The following is a 16,699-nucleotide window of genomic DNA, read 5'->3' on the forward strand; positions in this document are numbered from 1 at the left end:
CATCGGTTGCCTTCCCGGAAGTCCTAAGAACTTCAGGCCGAGCGCCAGGCCAAAATGGTGAAGGAACCCTCGCCGTCGGTGTGATCCTCGAAAACCACCTGGATGGGCTGCGCGACGGTGGGTGCCTCCTCGCCCTGCCAGAGCGCGGGTAGGCACAGATCCTCCTGCTCGTCTAGGCGGCCCAGCACCACGGTGTAGGGGGAGGTGAACCCGGGCAAAAAAACGTGGTGATTCACCACCCAGCTCTCCACCGTGGCCCGACCCGAGAGCGGCACCCAGGTGTAGCCGAAGCAGGCGCAGCGCCCGCACATGGCCCGGGGTGGCCACCGCCATGCCCCGCACCGGTCGCAGCGCTGCAACTCCAAACGGTGCTGGTTCACCCGCTCCCACCATGGGGCCGAGTCCCGCTCGGGATGGGGCCGGGGCGCTGCCCTTGTCTGGGTGGGCACCGGATTTGGGGGTGCCGAATCCCACTCGGGATGGGGCCGATCAACCATCGCGGCGCAACAAAAGGGCCGAGGAGTTGCCGGCCACGTAGCCGGGCTGGCCGGTGGACAGGGCCACTCCCGCATCGGGAACCTGGAGGGGCCCGGCGGTTCCCCGGATCTGCCGGACGGCCTCATGCAGGTTGTTGAGGCCGTGGACATAGCCCTCGGACAGGAACCCGCCGTGGGTGTTGATCGGAATCCGACCTCCGGGTGCGGTTGCCCCACCGGCGATGAACCCAGCGGCCTCACCCTTGGGGGCAAACCCGAAGTCCTCGACCTGGACAAGCACCAGGTGGGTGAAGGCATCGTACAGCGAGGCGTACCGGACATCTTCGGGGCCGACCCCGGCCATCCCGTACAGCCGGCGGGACATCCCGGCGGCGACGGATGTGGTCCAATCGGCCTGCACCCGGTTGCTGTGCATCATGTGACCCCCACCCCAGGTCGCCCCCGAGATCAGCACTGGTGGTTGGCGCAGATCCCGGGCCCGCTCGGTGGTGGTGATCACCACCGCGGCGGCAGCATCGGTTTCCAGGCAGCAATCCAGCAGCCGGAACGGTTCCACGATCCAGCGGGAGGCCAGGTAGTCGTCCATGGTCATGGGGGATCGCATCATGGCCCGCTCGTTGAGCACCGCGTTGGCCCGCTGCTGGATGGCAATCCGCCCCAGATCCTCCGAGGTGGTGCCCCAACGATTCATGTGGGAGCGAGCGAACATCGCATACCACTGGGGTGGGGTCACCCAGCCGGCGGGGTGCTGATACTGGGTTTCCACAATGGCCGGCGGCGGGTGCCCGGTACCCCCCATGCGATGCTCGGACCGGGCGTTGATCGCCCGCCACACCACGATGTGGCGGGCATGGCCGAGGGCGGCGGCGTTGGCCGCGTGGCCCACCACCGAATGCGAGGTGGACCCGCCGCCGAACTGATCGCAGTACCAAGACAGGTCATCCACCCCAAGGCACTGGGACACAATCGAGGCGGTGACCGAATCCTGCACCTGGTGGCAGGCCACCCCGTCGATGTCCTCCCGGCGCAACCCGGCATCCTCAACCGCAGCCATGATCGCCCGCAGTGCCAGCGTGAGGGTGCTCACCCCCGAGTTCTTGGACAACTCGGTGATGCCGATTCCCGCTATCGCCGTCCTGTCGCGAAACGGATGCTCACCCACCCTCGCGAGACTAAGAGCGCGCCGGTAGATGGGCAAGCTTCACCGGGGTTGGCCTCGGTGGTTTCGGGGTTCCCCGGCGGGGAGAAATCAGGCGAGGTGGGTTAGTTGTTGCAGATGTCGTTGTTGAGGTCGGCCACGCGGTCGCCGTAGTTGCCGCGGCCCAGGCGGCGGCATTCCTCAGCAAGGATGGTCTTGTACTCGTCGCGGTGGGTGGCGGCGAGGGTGTCGCCGGCTTTTTGGCGGGCTATGGCCTCGCGGCGGGTGTAGGGCAGTGAGCAGGTATCGGCCACCCCGTCACCGTCGCTGTCGAGGGGGTAGGTGGTGGGCCCTCCCAGGGAGCGGTTGGCGCACCAGGAGGGGCCGGTGATGGTCCCCGAGTAGTAGGGGCCCCCGTCGTTGGGCGGCGGGAAACCGGGTGCGGCCAGGGTGTCGCCGCCGCAAGCCTCGCTGCCGGGTTGGTTGGCGCACTCAGCGTTGACGAGTTGGCGGTACAGGTTGGGGTACCGGTTGGCCAGGGTGATCACCGCGTTATGACGGGCTATCGCCTCACGCCGCGTGTAGGGCAAAGAGCAGATGTCAGCCACCCCATCACCGTTGCTATCGAGAGCGAACAAGCGGGCCCCACCCAAAGATAACTCCGCACAAAAACTCGGACCGGTGACCGGACCGGAGTAATAAACCTCATTGCTGGGGGTATCACCACCAGGAGCATCGTCGCCGGAGGTGACGGTGGGCGATGTGCCCGCAGAGCCGGCACCCACCGCGTTCACCGCTCGCACCTCGAACACATAGCCCACCGGACCGGTACCAGTATCAACACCGGATATAACCGCACTCATCGTGGCCGCCTCGACATCGGCCCACTCGCCGAAACCAGCGCTACCGATGCGAGTGCGCCACTGCCAACCCGTCACCACAGAACCACCATCGGTGCCCGCCGTCCAGGTGACGGTAATGGTCCCGTCGGTGACCGTTGCGGTGACGGTGGGGGCATCTGGTACTGCCGCCGGTACCGCCGCAACAGTGGCCACAGCACCGGGGCCCATCGCGTTCTGGGCTCTTATGTGGAACGTGTAGCTGGTGCCATTAGTCAGGTCCCGAACCGGTACCGAGGTGGCGTCAGCGCCCAAACCCGTCACGGTCAAATCCACCCACTCGCCATCATCAATGCGTAACAACCAACCGGTTACCGCAGAACCCCCATCGGCACCGGGTGTCCATGACAACGTGACTCTGCTGTCGCCGGGTGTGGTGGTAACAGTGGGGGCGGCGGGCACCGTGGCCGGCATCGCCGTAGCTGTGCCCGCAGTACCGGCACCCATGGCGTTTTGGCCTCGAACCTGGAAGGTGTAGGTGGTGCCATTGGTCAGGTTCGATACCGGCACCGAGGTGGTACCAACAGCATGGTCCTGCCACTGGCCATCGCCGGTACGCAACTGCCAACCCGTCACCACAGACCCACCATCGGCACCCGGTGTCCAGCTCACCGTCACCATCTCATCACCAGCCGTTACGGTAACCGCCGGCGCATCAGGAACCGTCGCCGGTGTCACCGTCGCAGTACCAGCAGTACCAGCACCAATCCTGTTCAGCGCTCGGACCTCAAAGGTGTAGGCAACACCATTAGTGAGACCATCAACCTCACGGGTGGTGGTAGCGGCAGGCACGTCAACCCAAGCGCCGTAACCAGCGGTGCCGGTTTTCATCCGGTACTGCCAACCAGTAACCGCAGCAGCCCAGTTGGATTCCCCCACCGCCCCACCATCAACAGCGGTCCAGTTCAAAGTGACCATCGTGTTGCCAGCGGTGGCTTTCGCTGTGGGGGCGGGGGGCACTGCTGATGGGGTGACCGCCTCGGACTCGAACGCCGCCCCAATCACCTGAACATCGGTGGTTACCGCCCGCACCTGGAAGGTATAGGCCCGCCCGTTGGCGAGATCATCCACAACCAAACTCCGCGCCGTCGCCCCACCAGTGACCGCGGTCCACGAACCGTAACCCCCACCATCAGTTTTCATGCGATACTGCCAACCCGTAACCGTGCTGCCCCCCGTGTTCGTTGCATCCCACGACAGCGTGACCTGTCCATCACCAGCAACAGCTCGCAGCGAACCACCAGCGGGTGCGCCCACCGGTGTTATCGGGCCGACCACCCCCGCGGCGGGGCCGGTGCCGAACTGGTTCACCGCCCGCACCTCGAAGTCATAGGCCACGCCGTTGGTCAGGCCCCGTACCGGCACCCCGACTGATTCCGCTGGGTGGCGGGCCGGTGGGGTGATGCGAGCTCCCAACGATTGCCACGCATCAAAACTGCTGCTACCGCTGCGGCGCATCCGAACCTCATAGCCCAAAACAGCAGAACCACTCTGCGGGGCCAACAAAGTGACCCTCACCCCACCATCGGCCGGTGCCACTGCCACCTGACGGGGCGCAGTGGGCGTCTTACCGGGGGTGACGGATAATGACTGCGCCTGGGCGCCGTTACCAGCGCCGGTCGCCAACTGGCCGGAGGGCACCCAATCGGCCAGCGCGTTCACCGCCCGCAGGCGGAACCGGTACGAGGTGCCATTGGTCAAACCCTTCACCACCCCTTGAGTCCTCGACGGCCCCGAACCCGGAACCGGTGTCCAAGTGGTCTCCCAATCATCCCATGTGGTCTCGCCCGCGGCTCGTTCCTGTTTGATGTACTCCCAACGAATAATCGGCGGACCCCCGGACCCCACCGAGGTCCACGACAACGAAACCTGGCTATCACCACCCGAAGCCGTCAAACCTGCTGGTGCCGGTGGGGCCACACCCGGGATCACCACCTTGTCGGGCATGACATCGGAGGCTTTGTTTGTCAAACCGGCACCGTTGGAATACAACACCGGACCCTCCAACCAACCGGTGCCGTGTTGGTTCCGCGCCCTGACCCGGAACTCATAGGACACCCCATTACGCAAACCCGACACCACCTGCCTGTTCGTCGCCGTACCCCTAGCATCGGGATTACGATTAGCGAAAGACTTACCAGTATTGGACACTGCCCACGGAGACCACTCACCGCCAACCGGGCGATACGAATACTCCCAAACCGTATCATCATAAACCCCATCGGTATCAGTGTAAGCATTATCATAAACAACCACACTCTCTGCACCGACACCACTGGGTCGGACGATGTTCAACGTCACCTGACCATTGCCCGGCACCGCCAACACCTCCGGACGCGTGTGGGTCGAACCCCACCAACCATCAGCACCCGGCAAGCCCGGAGCTCCGAAAACAAACGGCTCCGACTCGCCCGCATAACCCGCACCCACATCAGACACCGTCCGGAACCGAAACGTGTAAGTTTCCCCAACCCGGAAAGTTATCTCATCGAAAAGCTCAGTAGCACTAGAAATGCTACCCACCAGAGTAACCCAACCACCCCACGGCCTATCACCAACCTTCCACGACCACTCAAACCGCAAACGCTTACCATCATGAAGATAATTCACCGGCAAGGGTGTACCCATATGAGGGCGACCATCGGTACGAGGATCACCAGTGTAACCCCTCAAAAACACATGCATCGGCATAGCAGGAACACCCTTGGCGATGTTCACCCTCACCACCCCCGACTCCAAACCCTCACCCCTGGCGTTCTGCGCCCGCAACACAAAATAATGATCCCCCACACCCAAAGTCCCCGAACACTTCGCAACACATTTAGTACCACCAACACCATCAAAAACCCGACCAGTGGGCACCGTCACCGTCGACAACCCCCCACACATCGGATCCAACCCCGCCGTGTTGTCACACAAAACATGCCACGCCGCACCAACCAAACCGCCCACCGTTGTCGCATGTCTCAACTGCCACTTCGTCACCGGAGAACCACCATCGGAACCAGTCCACGACAAAACCACCTGATGCAACCCTATCGCGTAATCCGACACCACCTCCGCGGACACCGCCGGCGCCAACGGCACCGTCCCTGGATAAACAACCCCCGTCTCCGCCACCTCACCACCACCAACAGTACTCACCGCCCGCACCCGGAACCGATAACCCACACCCGCAGTCAAACCCTTAACCTCAAAACTTATAGTAGCGCTGTTCGCGTCACCCGGTACCGTCACCCAATCACCCCAATCACCATCACCGGCTCGCACCGAGTGCTCATAACGCCGAAACCCCGTAGTAGCAGTACCACCAGATAAATTAGCCGGCCGGCCCCACTTCAGCTCCACCGACGACTCCTTCACCGTCAGTATCCTCAAATTACGAGGTGCCTCCGGTAGCTTACCCAAATACACAAACCCAGAACGCGCCCCCAAACCCCCACCCAACGCGTTAACAGCTCTCACCTCAAACACATAACTCTGGGTATTATCCAAACCACTCACAAAATAAGACCTGGCCCCGGCCCCATCAGGAACCCTCAACCACGGAGCACTCGACGGTGTACTCACCCCTGACTGCCACCGGACTTCCCAACCCGTTACCGGGGAGCCAACCACTCCCGGCGCAGCCCATGACAACAACGCCGACTTATCCCCCGGTGTCACCATAAAGTTACGAGGAGCGCTCGGCTTACCCCCCACCACCACCGGCCCCACCTCACCTGTGGCACCATTGCCATGCTTGTTGACCGCCCGCACCCTGAACGAATACCCAACATCGTTGGTCAAACCCGTGACCACGAACGACTCGCGATCCTCAGCCGCCACAACTGCGTTGTTCGAAATCAAATCCGGTATCGGCGACCACACCGACCAACCCCCATCACCTTGTTTGATCGCGTACTCGTACCGCAAAATAGTAGTAAATCCCGATCCCGCCACCTCACCGGAAGCCTCGGTCCACTTCAACTCCACCTGGGAATCGGAAACAACCGCCCGCAAACCCACCGGAGCCGGAGCAACATCAGACACCCAATTCCCATCCGGCGGACTCATAGCCAAAATACGGCCCGCTCCCGCAGCGTTCACCGCCCGCATGAAGAACCGGTAGGTGCTACCAACCGTCAAACCCGACACCACCACCGACCGAGCAGCCCCACCCCCCGGCACCGGCACCCACACAACCCCACTACGATCCCCCGAAACAGGTGCTAACCCCGTAGAAGTATCCACCACCCTGTCCACCGGCGGAACCCACGTGGTCCCACCATCGGTCAACCGCGAAAACACATACTCATAACGCACTTCACCCGACCCCGGCGATTCCCACGACAACCGCACCTGCCCACCACCCAACATCACTAACCCCGGCGATCGCGGATACGCCGGCACACCCCCCTGCGCACCCACACCCCCCACCGAAACCAACACCGACCCCAACAACCCCACCAAAACCAGGAGCCCAAACCAGGGCAGCGCTAAACGACTACCCCCCCCCCCCGGCTAGAGCTCAAACCAACCTGCAAAAAACGCAACATAACCCCCTATTATAACCATCCCCCCCCCCCCCTCCCCGCAAGTACCCCCCACAAAAACCCGTCGCAACCAGCAGAGCTAGCCCACTGTCAACAACCTCCGTAGGCGCTACAGCTAGTGGTCACTCGGTTGAGAAGATGAGCTCGGGTACGACCACCTCCCAGGTGTCGCTTCTGAGCTGTGACTCGTATTCGGGTTTGGAGTACTTGCGGGCCCAGGTGGTGATTGCCCAGACGCTGGCCCCGGTGCAGACCGTCCCGGGCGGAGGTTCGAAACTCTGGGCCAGCTTTGCAACCACCAGCCCCGATTCGTTGAGAAGCTCCCAGCCACCGGATTGCGGGCGAACCCGGAGCGGGTCGTTGGGCGACAGGGCCGCGATTGCTTTATGCACGCGATGGCCGGGTGGATATTTCCCGGCAAAGCTCAGGTAAACATCCTTCAAATTGAGTTGTCGATGCCGGCGGCTCAATTCCGGTGCCGGTGGCGGTAGTTCGAAAGGCTCCCTCCACAAGGCAGCCGGGCTGCCTCTCAGGGCCGCTTGCCAGGGATTCGGCTTGCCCACGTACCCAAGGGCAAGGGTTTGGCGGGCTCGGGTCATTGACACGTAGTACAGGCGGCGTGAAGCGTCCGGATCCTCCCCCCGTCCCGCGCGGCGATCCCAGCCTCCGTCGATCACAACCACATGGTCGAACTCCAAGCCTTTTGCCCGGTGGGCAGTGCAAAGCAGCAGCCCTTGCTGTTGCCGGCGCACGTTTCGTCCCCACTCCGCCAGCCATCCGGTGAATGCGTCCACGGGCACCTCGGTTCGGTCCACCTCGACCTCGTGAGCCTCCAGGGCTTCTTGCAACAGCTCGGTCCAGGGGGTTTGCTGCTGGCTGGTCAGCCACCGGCGCAGGTCGGCATTTCCGATGAGGTCGGAGCCACGACTCTTGAGCCAATCCAGCAGCGACTGCGTCTCCCGCAGGTGCCAGACGCTTAGAAGGTCTTCATTCGCCATCTGCACCGGGACATTTTCCTGCTCGCAGATGTTGCGAACTGGCTCCAGGTATTTCCATTCTCGGGCGATTACCGCGCAGTTCGACCAGTTCCATTGCCAAGCGAGTTCCCTCAACCGCTGGAGCTCCGCCAATGCTGTTTGGGCCTGAGAAATAGCATCGCGGCCCGCAGGCAGCATTTGAACCTTGCCGCGACCAACCGGGTCCAGCTTTGCCCACTCACCCCCGGCCGCATCCTTGGCTCGGGCCCTATCAATCCGGATCTCATGGTTGGCCTTCATACGGTGTTGTGCCGGCCCGATGACTGTGTTGGCAGCCTCTATGATGTAGCCGGTTGATCGGTAGTTTTCCGTTAGGAAAGCTGGTCTAGCCTTGTAATCCTGCTCGAAGCTTCTAATGTATTTCACCGACGAACCCTTGAAGGTGTAGATGTTTTGGTCGTCGTCACCCACTGCGAACAGGGTGAGCTTGGAATCCTCATCCGACAGGGTTCGGCCAGCCAGAGCAGAGATGAGGTTGTATTCCTCCTTGCCAACATCCTGGTATTCGTCCACAAGAATCCATCGGAACCTCGCCAGCAGTCGGGCTCTGGCCTCCTCGGCATCCTCCGGTGCCAGACCCTTACCGTTTAGCAGGGCTGTTGCCTGTATGAGAATGTCGTTGAAGTAGTTGCTGTCGGAACGCTCCACGCGCTCCAAGGCGCTTGCTCCGGTAAGTTTCATCGCCAGCGCATGGCAGGTGAGCACCAACACCCGTTTCGAGTCGTTGCCCACCAGGTCGAAAAGCCGGCGGCGTATCTCCAACGCTGCGTGGCGGTTGTAGGCAAGAGCCAGGATGCCCTCAGGGTCTTCGCGCTTGGCTCGTATCAGGTAGGCGAGCCGGTGCACCAGCACCCTGGTTTTCCCCGAACCCGGCCCGGCCAGCACTAGTACATTGGTGTTCTCGCGGTCGTCGGCCACCAAGCGGCGCTGGGAAGGGTTGTTCAGGCTTTCCACAATGTCATGCCACGATTCCGGCGTTGTCTGCCGGGTGAGTTCCTGGCGGGACTGGGGCAGCCATCGGTGCAGGAACTTGCCCTCATCGAGTGCGAAGTAGTCAATGGCCAGATGCTTGGCCTCTACCATGTTGGCGAGTCCCCGTTGCGCGTACTCGGCCATGATGTGGATTTGACGAACTGTCTCATCATAGTGGATTTGCAATGGTAGGTAGTCGGATTTCACAAAGTTGCGCTGTTCAGAGGCCAAATGGATGGTCATCGCCGTTCGGAACACGGTGAGCCCCTTGTTGAGCCGGATTACCTCTTGTTCGTGCAGCCACAAGAGTGACCGCTCCGAAAGTTTGTGGAAGTTAGTGACCTCCCCGGCTAGGCTGAGGTCTGCTTCGAGGGCTTGTCTCAGCTTTCCCAACGTGGTCTCGGCCAGCAGGTCAATACCCCGCTTGGCCTCGGGCACGCACGAAATCAGATGATCGAGCAACCTTTTAGCGCCAGCCCGTCTACGCCGAGCAATTCTCACGATGGAGTCCCACTCCCGCTTCAGTGTTATACGAAAACTCTCCGGATCAAGTTTTCTCACCGAGATGCTACCGCTCTGGGAATTATCGCCGCGCCCATCAGCCGCTATGCCCCGGAGAATGCGAACCACGTGTTCAGTTCTGATATGGTCATGTCCAGCATCTTTGAGCCGCTGAGTGGCAATTCGTAGGTTCAACATTGAGGTGTCACCGACTCCCATGTCCGGAGCCATCTCTTGCAGGAGGTTCAAAAGTGTTTCCTCCGCTTTGGCGGCTTGAGCAAGTCGATTCTTCGAGCTGTGTTGCACACTCACATGGACAAAAGCAGTCAACACAGTATCGTTACTGGCGATACCCAAGCTCTCCAAGTCATAAAGAGCGCTGCGTACCTGCTCAAAGGTGAGCCCAACAGTATTCATCAGCGTATCAGTGGATATACCCTCGTCAGGGTCGGCAGCAATCAGCTCTTTAACAATGGACAGCAGCCGCTTGCGAACGCGCTCATCCATTGTTTTTCTCTCAAGCTTTTCCCTGGCCTCCTCCACAGAAGCAACCCGTAAAGACGATGGGTAGATCTTCACTTGGTTTTCCTCGCGAGTTAGCAAGGCTGACTCTTCAAGCCACGCGATTGCAGTTTTCCCTCGCGTGTCGTCAGTTGCAGTATCCCGCCTGAAGCCGTTGTCCTCATCTTCGCTCAGGATCTCACCAGGAGTGGCAACAACTTCTTTGCTCCTATTCCGGCGGCTCAATCGACGCAAAGCTAAAAGAAATGCTTGAATCTCGCGCCGGGTTAGCCGGGAGTGTGCCGACATGCTGAACTGCCGTTCCACGTCTTGTTGCGTGTATAGCAAAACACAATGTGCTGGCTTTTGGTCTCTACCAGCTCGGCCTGCTTCCTGCAAGTAGTTCTCGAGTGACGACGGAATATCGGCGTGTATAACCAGTCGTATATCGGGCTTATCTATACCCATGCCGAAGGCATTAGTAGCGGCAATAACTTGCAAGTCGCCTTCGATAAAATTGCGCTGAATAGTTTTCTTTTCCTCAGGTTGTAAACCACCATGAAAGCAATTGGCATCAACTTTTTGATCCCTCAAGTAGTTTGTCACCTCTTCGGTCTGCTTCCGGGTAGCACAATAGACGATGGCACCACCGTTGGATTTTTTGCCGTTGAATTTTGGGGGAAGGTGGTTGGTCAAGATCATATTGATATCAGGGAATTTGTGGGATATAGTTGTCTCAACCACTGTGAACTCGAGATTGTCTCGGTGGCTACCACCGTCGAACACCTGCATCTCGGTACCAAGTTGTTTTTTGAAGTAATCCAGGATTTCTTCTTTGACTCCAGGCTTGGCTGTAGCGGTCAAGCAAAGCACCGGAGGTACGGTTTCCCCTTCCGATTGCTCACGAATGTATCGCCCCACGTAGCGGTAGTCGGGGCGAAAGTCGTGCCCCCACTTGGAAAGGCAGTGGGCCTCATCAAGCACCCAACCACCGATCTCCCGCTGGGCCAATGAGCGGCGAAACGGCATACTGCGAAGCTGCTCAGGAGAAATCAACACAATGGCAGCGTCTCCCAATCTCAGCCTTTCCAGCGCGTCAGCGCGCTCCGGCATCGACAACATACCGTTGATGGTAATGCAGGAGGCAATACCCCGAGCCTCGAGTCCTGTTACTTGGTCGGCCATCAACGCTACCAGTGGCGATATAACTACGGTGACAGCTCCGGTTTTTTCGTATCGTGACAACGCCGGTATCTGGTAGCACAATGATTTACCTGTACCTGTAGGTAATATACCAAGGGTGTGGTGACCTCCCATTGTTGCCTCAACGATGGATTGCTGCAACGGGTATCCATTTGTGTCTGCCGGTTTGGGTCTGAATCCATCAAAACCAAAAAATCGCTTCAACTCCTTGCGGGCGTCGTGGCGCTCCTGGCACCAGGGGCAATCCCTGCTGCCACACCTGAGATCACGGAGGTGCCTAACCAACTTTCCCGCTTCAGGAAATTGGTGCCGTACCCAGGGAGGCATTACCGAATTACCCCCGGCCACCGACAGCCACGCCAACGCGTAGGCCAGTGACCAGCCATGCTGTTCAGCAGTGTTCAGGGTTTGCAGCGTGTGGGTGCGGCAGGATACCCCTTCGATACATTGGTAGATCGCTTGTCGGGCTTCGGCCTCGGATGGTTTTGGCAGCCGGCGAATGTCCTCGAATACCATGTCGAACCCGTGTGAGGGCTGTGATCCTGTCAAGCAATGCCAAGCGGTTAGCAGGTCTGGAGATACCTTCGACAGGGCTTGCTGCTGGTCGGCAAATAGCTGCAATACAAGTCGGGCATCTTGTAATGGATCATTCTTGCGCCCCGTGAGGAGTTGACCGTCTTGGTAATGCTTTACAAGATGGTGATAGGGGTTGCGAGGAAAGGCCAGAGGATTTAGCCACAAGGTATCCACTACTGGTAAATGCAAAAGGCGTAAGTCTGGCTTGGCTGCCTGTAAATGAGGCTTATCAAATTCGATGAAGTTGTGGCCCAATATGAAGTCCGTGGGTTCGGCAAAGTCGCTCAACTCTGCCAACGCCTGATGAAGGGGCAGGCCTGCTGATGGGTAGGTAAGAGTCTCCTCGGTGTCGGCGCGGATTGCCGCGAAGGAGTGGATTCGCCCTGTCCTGGGGGTTACCTCCAGGTCTATGGAAACGCATCGCCACAATCCGGCCCCTCGCGATGGTTGTTGGGTTAGGTAGCGGTTCATGGATCGGTGGGTGTGGGCTTGGGACTCTGACATGATGCTCGCGATGGTTGTTGGGTTAGGTCGCGGTTCATGGAGTTACCCTGCTGTGCGGACATGGTATTTCAATGGATTGTAGTGTTCGTGCAGCTCAGGTGCCGGTTTGGGTCTCGGCAATCGTCAAGTCCGCTGGGGGCTCGCTACCCGGCGGGGTGATGGGTGGCGCGAGTAGGTTTCTGGTGGTGCGGACCTGGTCCCGATTTCGCAGTTCCTCGAGTGGGCTGGTTCTTTGCGGTGCTCGGGTGGAGCTGCGCATGCTGGTGGAGGACGACTTTGCCGAGTGGCGGGCGGTACGGCGGGCCAATCGGGAGTGGCTCACCCCCTGGGAGCCCACCGCACCCCGCTCCCAACCCGATGTCGTGGAGGACCGCCTGGCCTTTGCAGCCCGATGCAGCGCCCGAGATCGGGAGCTCCAGATGGATACCGGCTACGGGTTCGGGGTGTTCGCCGAAGGTCGCCTGGTGGGGGAGATGAACCTGTCCGGCGTGCAGCGGGGCCCGTTTCAGAGCGGTCATGTGGGGTACTGGATCGACCACCGTCACGCCGGGCGGGAATACACCCCCGAGGCGCTGGTGGTGATGCTCGACTACGCCTTCGGCAGCCTCGGCCTGCACCGGGTGCAGATCAACATCATCCCCCGCAACCGGGCCAGCCGCCGGGTGGTGGAGAAGCTGGGTATCCGCAACGAGGGGGTGGCCCTGCGCTATTTGGAGATCAACGGCTGCTGGGAGGATCACATCCGCTACGCAATCACCACCGAGGAGTGGCACGTGCTGGGTCCCCACCTGGTGGCGGGCTGGGTTGGCTGATTGGTTTGAGGCAGCGACCCTCGACATTTTGGTGGCGGGCTGGAGCGGCTGATTAGTTCGAGCGGCTGATGGCTTGCTTGAGGGCGGCCACCCGCTTCTTGAACTCGGGCTGGGTCATCGACCAGGCCTGCGGTGCCACCTCCCGGGCGACCGCGGCTGCGCTGTCGGTCACTGCCCCCATGTCGATCACGGTCTGCTTCATGGCCATGGTCAGTTCTCGTGGGGTACCGGCCGGGCGGCGGGCCATGCGGCGGGCCTCGTCCAGCAGAGCGTCGTCGTCCACGCATTTCCAGGCCAGCCCGACCTCGGCGGCCCTTTGCCCATCGAGCCTCTCGCCGAACAGCACCATGGCCATGGCCGTCTGGCGGTCGCAGATGGTGCGCAGGCGCCAGGTGTGACCTCCCCCGGGATGGATGGCGATCTGGAGGAAACGGCTCTCGAACATGGCCCGGTGCCCGGCCACGATCACGTCGCAGGCCAGCGCGAAGTTCATCCCCGCCCCCACCGCCGGGCCGTTCACCGCGGCCACGGTGGGCAATGGGCAATGGGCCACTCTGAGGAAACCGGCGTAGATCGCCTCGAGGCTCTCGGCGCTGGTGGCGGCCAGGAGCTCATCCAGATTGGCACCGGCGGAAAAAGCCGGGGGAGTACCGGTTAGCACCACCGCGCCCACCGACCCGTCGGCCTCCAGGGTGTCGAAGGCGGTGTCGAGCTCGTGGTTCATGTCCAGGCTTACCGCGTTGCGCACCCCCGGTTGGTTCAGGGTAACGGTGGCAACGCCGTCGTCGATTTCGGTGAGCACAAGAGCCATGCCCGCAGGTTAGGTTGACCGAGTGACCCTCTTTCGGTTCCTTCGCCATGGTGGCCATGAATACGAGGTACCGAACATCGGGAGACAGCCCCATCGTCTTTCGGTTCCTTCGCCATGGTGGCCATGAATACGAGGGGCAGCGACGGTTTAACCGGCGGTTCAATCGATGACTGATTCCCGGTCTCGCCGGCGCGGCAGTCGAGCACTGTCGTACCGCAACTACCGCCTGTTCCTCTCCGGGGCCATTGTGTCCAACTCCGGGGTTTGGGTCCAGATGATCGCACTGGCCTTCGTGATCGAGGATCTGACCGGTAAGGGAACCTGGGTCGGGCTGGCCGCCATGATGCAGACGCTGCCGGCCGTGGGTCTGGGGATGGTGGGAGGGGCACTGGCCGATCGCTTTCCCCGCCGCATCATGCTGATGTTCACCAACTCCTCCCAGGCGCTGGTTGCCCTGGGGTTCGCGGCCATGTGGTTCTCGGGGGTGGACCGGCCGCTGGCCTATATAGCTCTCGGGGTGGTGAACGGGTGCGTGAACGGTATCCAGCTTCCGGCCTGGCAGGCGTTCGTCAGCGAGTTGGTGCCCCGGAAAGCCCTGCTGAACGCGGTTACCTTGAACTCGGCCCAGTTCAACGCCTCCCGGGCGGTTGGTCCCGCGGTCGGCGGGTTGGTGCTGGCCTTTGGGGGTCCCGGGTGGGCGTTTCTGGTCAACTCCCTGTCGTACATGCCCGCGGTGCTGGCTCTGGCGCTTATCCGGGTGCCCCGGTTGGCCGCCGGTACCGACGGTCGCCCCAACCTGTTCACCGATGCCGTCGCCGCGGTGCGCTACACCGCCTCCCACGCCGGTATCCGGCGAGCGGTTCTGATCGCCGGGGTGATCGCCTTTTTGGGCCAACCCATAATCCACCTGGTGGTGATCTTCGCCCAGGATGTGTTCCGGGTGGGCGAGTTGAAGTACGGCATCCTGGCGGCCGCCTCGGGGGTGGGGGCAGTGCTGAACACCCCGTTGGTGATCAGTTGGGGCAGCCGCGCCCCCCGAAGCCTCCTGGTGGGTTTGGCTTGGCCGGTTTACGGCTTGGCCTTGCTGGGGTTCGCGTTGTCTCCCAACTACTGGTTGGCGGTGGTAGCTCTGGCGGTGGTGGGAGCGTCGCACATCGTGACCGCTTCCACGCTCAATACCGTTATACAGCTTCAGGTTACAGAAGAGCTGAGGGGAAAGGTTCTGGCCCTGTACCTGATGACGCTGCTGGCCGGATTGCCCCTGGGTGCCCAGCTCCAGGGGGCCCTGGCCGACCTGATCGGCCCCCGCATAGCAGTGGGCGGCGCCGGGGCCCTTCTGGCCGCTACCGCACTGTGGTGGGTACTCAGCGGACGCACCAGGGTCCTGAACCTGGGTTAGGTATTCAACCGGCTTATTTTCGACTTACTTGCAGGGATGTTAAGATTTAGGCGCTAACTCTTAATTCCGGTCGGGCAGATTGAGGAACTCTTAACGATGCACCGCGGCGCAACTGGAGACTACCGGGTCACTGCCCACGGCGGTGAGGAGGTTCGCGCCTTCGTTCCGAAGCCATTGCCCCCGGTGCCGCCGATTCAGGTGGACGGGCAGCTACTGAAGCTGCTGGAGGCGGCGAACCGGGCGCTTGGTCGCCTCGACGCTGTTTCAAGTCTGCTCCCCGACAAGTCGCTCTTGCTGTATTCCTATGTGAGGAAGGAAGCTGTCCTCTCGGCACAGATTGAAGGCACCCAGTCCTCGCTTACCGACCTGCTTCAGCACGAGAGAGGCACCGTTTCTGGTGTTCCCCGGGACGACGTAGCCGAGGTGTCCTGCTACGTGGCCGCGCTCGGGCACGGGCTGAAACGACTCCGAGACGACAACTTTCCGCTGTCGAACCGGCTGATCCGAGAGGTCCATGGAGTCCTCCTTTCATCGGGCCGGGGAAGCAAACTTACGCCCGGCGAATTCCGGCGTTCACAGAACTGGATCGGCGGCACCAGGCCGGGAAACGCTGAGTTCGTGCCACCACCCCACACCGAGGTGGAGAACTGCATGGCTTCGCTGGAGCGTTTCCTGCATCCCACCAACGACGGGTTGGCGGATTTGGTGCGCGTCGGACTGGCGCATGTGCAGCTTGAGACCATTCATCCTTTCCAGGACGGGAACGGCCGGGTGGGGCGCCTGCTCATCACCTTCCTGCTGTGCCACTTGGGGTTGCTCCAGGACCCGCTGCTGTATCTCAGCCTTTACCTCAAGCAGAACCGTTCCGAGTATTACAGGCTGCTGACCCGGGTTCGCTTGCATGGGGACTGGGAAGCATGGATCGCATTTTTTCTGGAGGGCGTGCGCGTTACCGCCAACAGCGCGTCCGACACGGCAAGACACCTGTCGGTGATGTTCAGGCAGGACGCTGCTCGCATCAACACACTCGGCCGGCCGGCCAACTCAACTCGCCGTGTCCACGAAGCGCTTATGGCCTTAACGATTTGCAGTATCCCGAAAGTATGCGACTCAACCGGACTCTCGTATCCGGGAGCACTGGCGGGGATGGAACGCCTCGTTGAACTAGGAATCGCCGAGGAGATTCCACCAGAGGGGCGGAGCCGAACCTTTGTCTACCGGCAATACCTGGATCGGCTGATCGAGGGCACGGAACCGCTCTAGATGCCAACCGCGGGTGCTGGCGGGGGCCTGTGGGGAGAAACTGTCACACCC

The 16,699-nt window shown here is 61.2% G+C and carries 8 protein-coding genes; 3 read left to right on the plus strand and 5 right to left on the minus strand.

Translation table 11 applies throughout. The features are described from left to right. Positions 1-32 precede the first annotated feature (32 nt). From ACOGXC_RS02260 to ACOGXC_RS02275, 4 genes are all read right to left on the minus strand, one after another. Positions 33-497 carry a Zn-ribbon domain-containing OB-fold protein gene (locus ACOGXC_RS02260; protein WP_419919104.1) on the minus strand — a complete coding sequence of 155 codons (465 nt, stop codon included), beginning with the start codon at positions 495-497 and terminating at the stop codon, positions 33-35. Then, positions 490-1,659: a thiolase C-terminal domain-containing protein gene (locus ACOGXC_RS02265; protein WP_419919105.1), complete on the minus strand. Its 1,170-nt coding sequence runs from the start codon at positions 1,657-1,659 to the stop codon at positions 490-492. The genes ACOGXC_RS02260 and ACOGXC_RS02265 overlap by 8 nt, the downstream gene beginning before the upstream one ends. Before the next feature lie 101 nt (positions 1,660-1,760). Beyond that, positions 1,761-6,944: a fibronectin type III domain-containing protein gene (locus ACOGXC_RS02270; protein ID WP_419919106.1), complete on the minus strand. Its 5,184-nt coding sequence runs from the start codon at positions 6,942-6,944 to the stop codon at positions 1,761-1,763. A 247-nt stretch (positions 6,945-7,191) separates the two neighbouring features. After that, positions 7,192-12,147, minus strand: a complete 4,956-nt coding sequence (locus tag ACOGXC_RS02275; protein ID WP_419919107.1) for a RecQ family ATP-dependent DNA helicase — start codon at positions 12,145-12,147, stop codon at positions 7,192-7,194. Positions 12,148-12,434: 287 nt separating this feature from the next. On the opposite strand from ACOGXC_RS02275, the gene ACOGXC_RS02280 reads away from it, so the two are divergent. After that, a complete protein-coding gene (locus tag ACOGXC_RS02280) occupies positions 12,435-13,175 on the plus strand; it encodes a GNAT family N-acetyltransferase (protein WP_419919108.1) in 741 nt (246 codons plus the stop codon). A gap of 52 nt (positions 13,176-13,227) precedes the next feature. On the opposite strand, the gene ACOGXC_RS02285 is transcribed toward ACOGXC_RS02280, so the two are convergent. Further along, the gene (locus ACOGXC_RS02285; protein ID WP_419919109.1) at positions 13,228-13,986 is read right to left on the minus strand and encodes an enoyl-CoA hydratase-related protein; all 759 of its coding nucleotides are present in this window, start codon (positions 13,984-13,986) and stop codon (positions 13,228-13,230) included. 166 nt (positions 13,987-14,152) lie between these two features. Between ACOGXC_RS02285 and ACOGXC_RS02290 the strand changes: the two genes are divergently transcribed. Then, positions 14,153-15,385: an MFS transporter gene (locus ACOGXC_RS02290; protein WP_419919110.1), complete on the plus strand. Its 1,233-nt coding sequence runs from the start codon at positions 14,153-14,155 to the stop codon at positions 15,383-15,385. Between the two features lie 96 nt (positions 15,386-15,481). Next, on the plus strand, positions 15,482-16,648 hold the full coding sequence (locus ACOGXC_RS02295; RefSeq protein ID WP_419919111.1) for a Fic family protein: 1,167 nt from the start codon (positions 15,482-15,484) through the stop codon (positions 16,646-16,648). Positions 16,649-16,699 lie beyond the last annotated feature (51 nt).

This window comes from Candidatus Poriferisocius sp., assembly GCF_965202595.1.
Taxonomy (GTDB): domain Bacteria; phylum Actinomycetota; class Acidimicrobiia; order Acidimicrobiales; family Bin134; genus Poriferisocius.

Bases quoted from the DNA above. Each gene is read 5' to 3' on its own strand.
- ACOGXC_RS02260 (WP_419919104.1), bottom strand. From the start codon at position 497: ATGGTTGATCGGCCCCATCCCGAGTGGGATTCGGCACCCCCAAATCCG.
- ACOGXC_RS02280 (WP_419919108.1), top strand. From the start codon at position 12,435: ATGGATTGTAGTGTTCGTGCAGCTCAGGTGCCGGTTTGGGTCTCGGCA.
- ACOGXC_RS02285 (WP_419919109.1), bottom strand. From the start codon at position 13,986: ATGGCTCTTGTGCTCACCGAAATCGACGACGGCGTTGCCACCGTTACC.
- ACOGXC_RS02290 (WP_419919110.1), top strand. From the start codon at position 14,153: ATGACTGATTCCCGGTCTCGCCGGCGCGGCAGTCGAGCACTGTCGTAC.
- ACOGXC_RS02295 (WP_419919111.1), top strand. From the start codon at position 15,482: ATGCACCGCGGCGCAACTGGAGACTACCGGGTCACTGCCCACGGCGGT.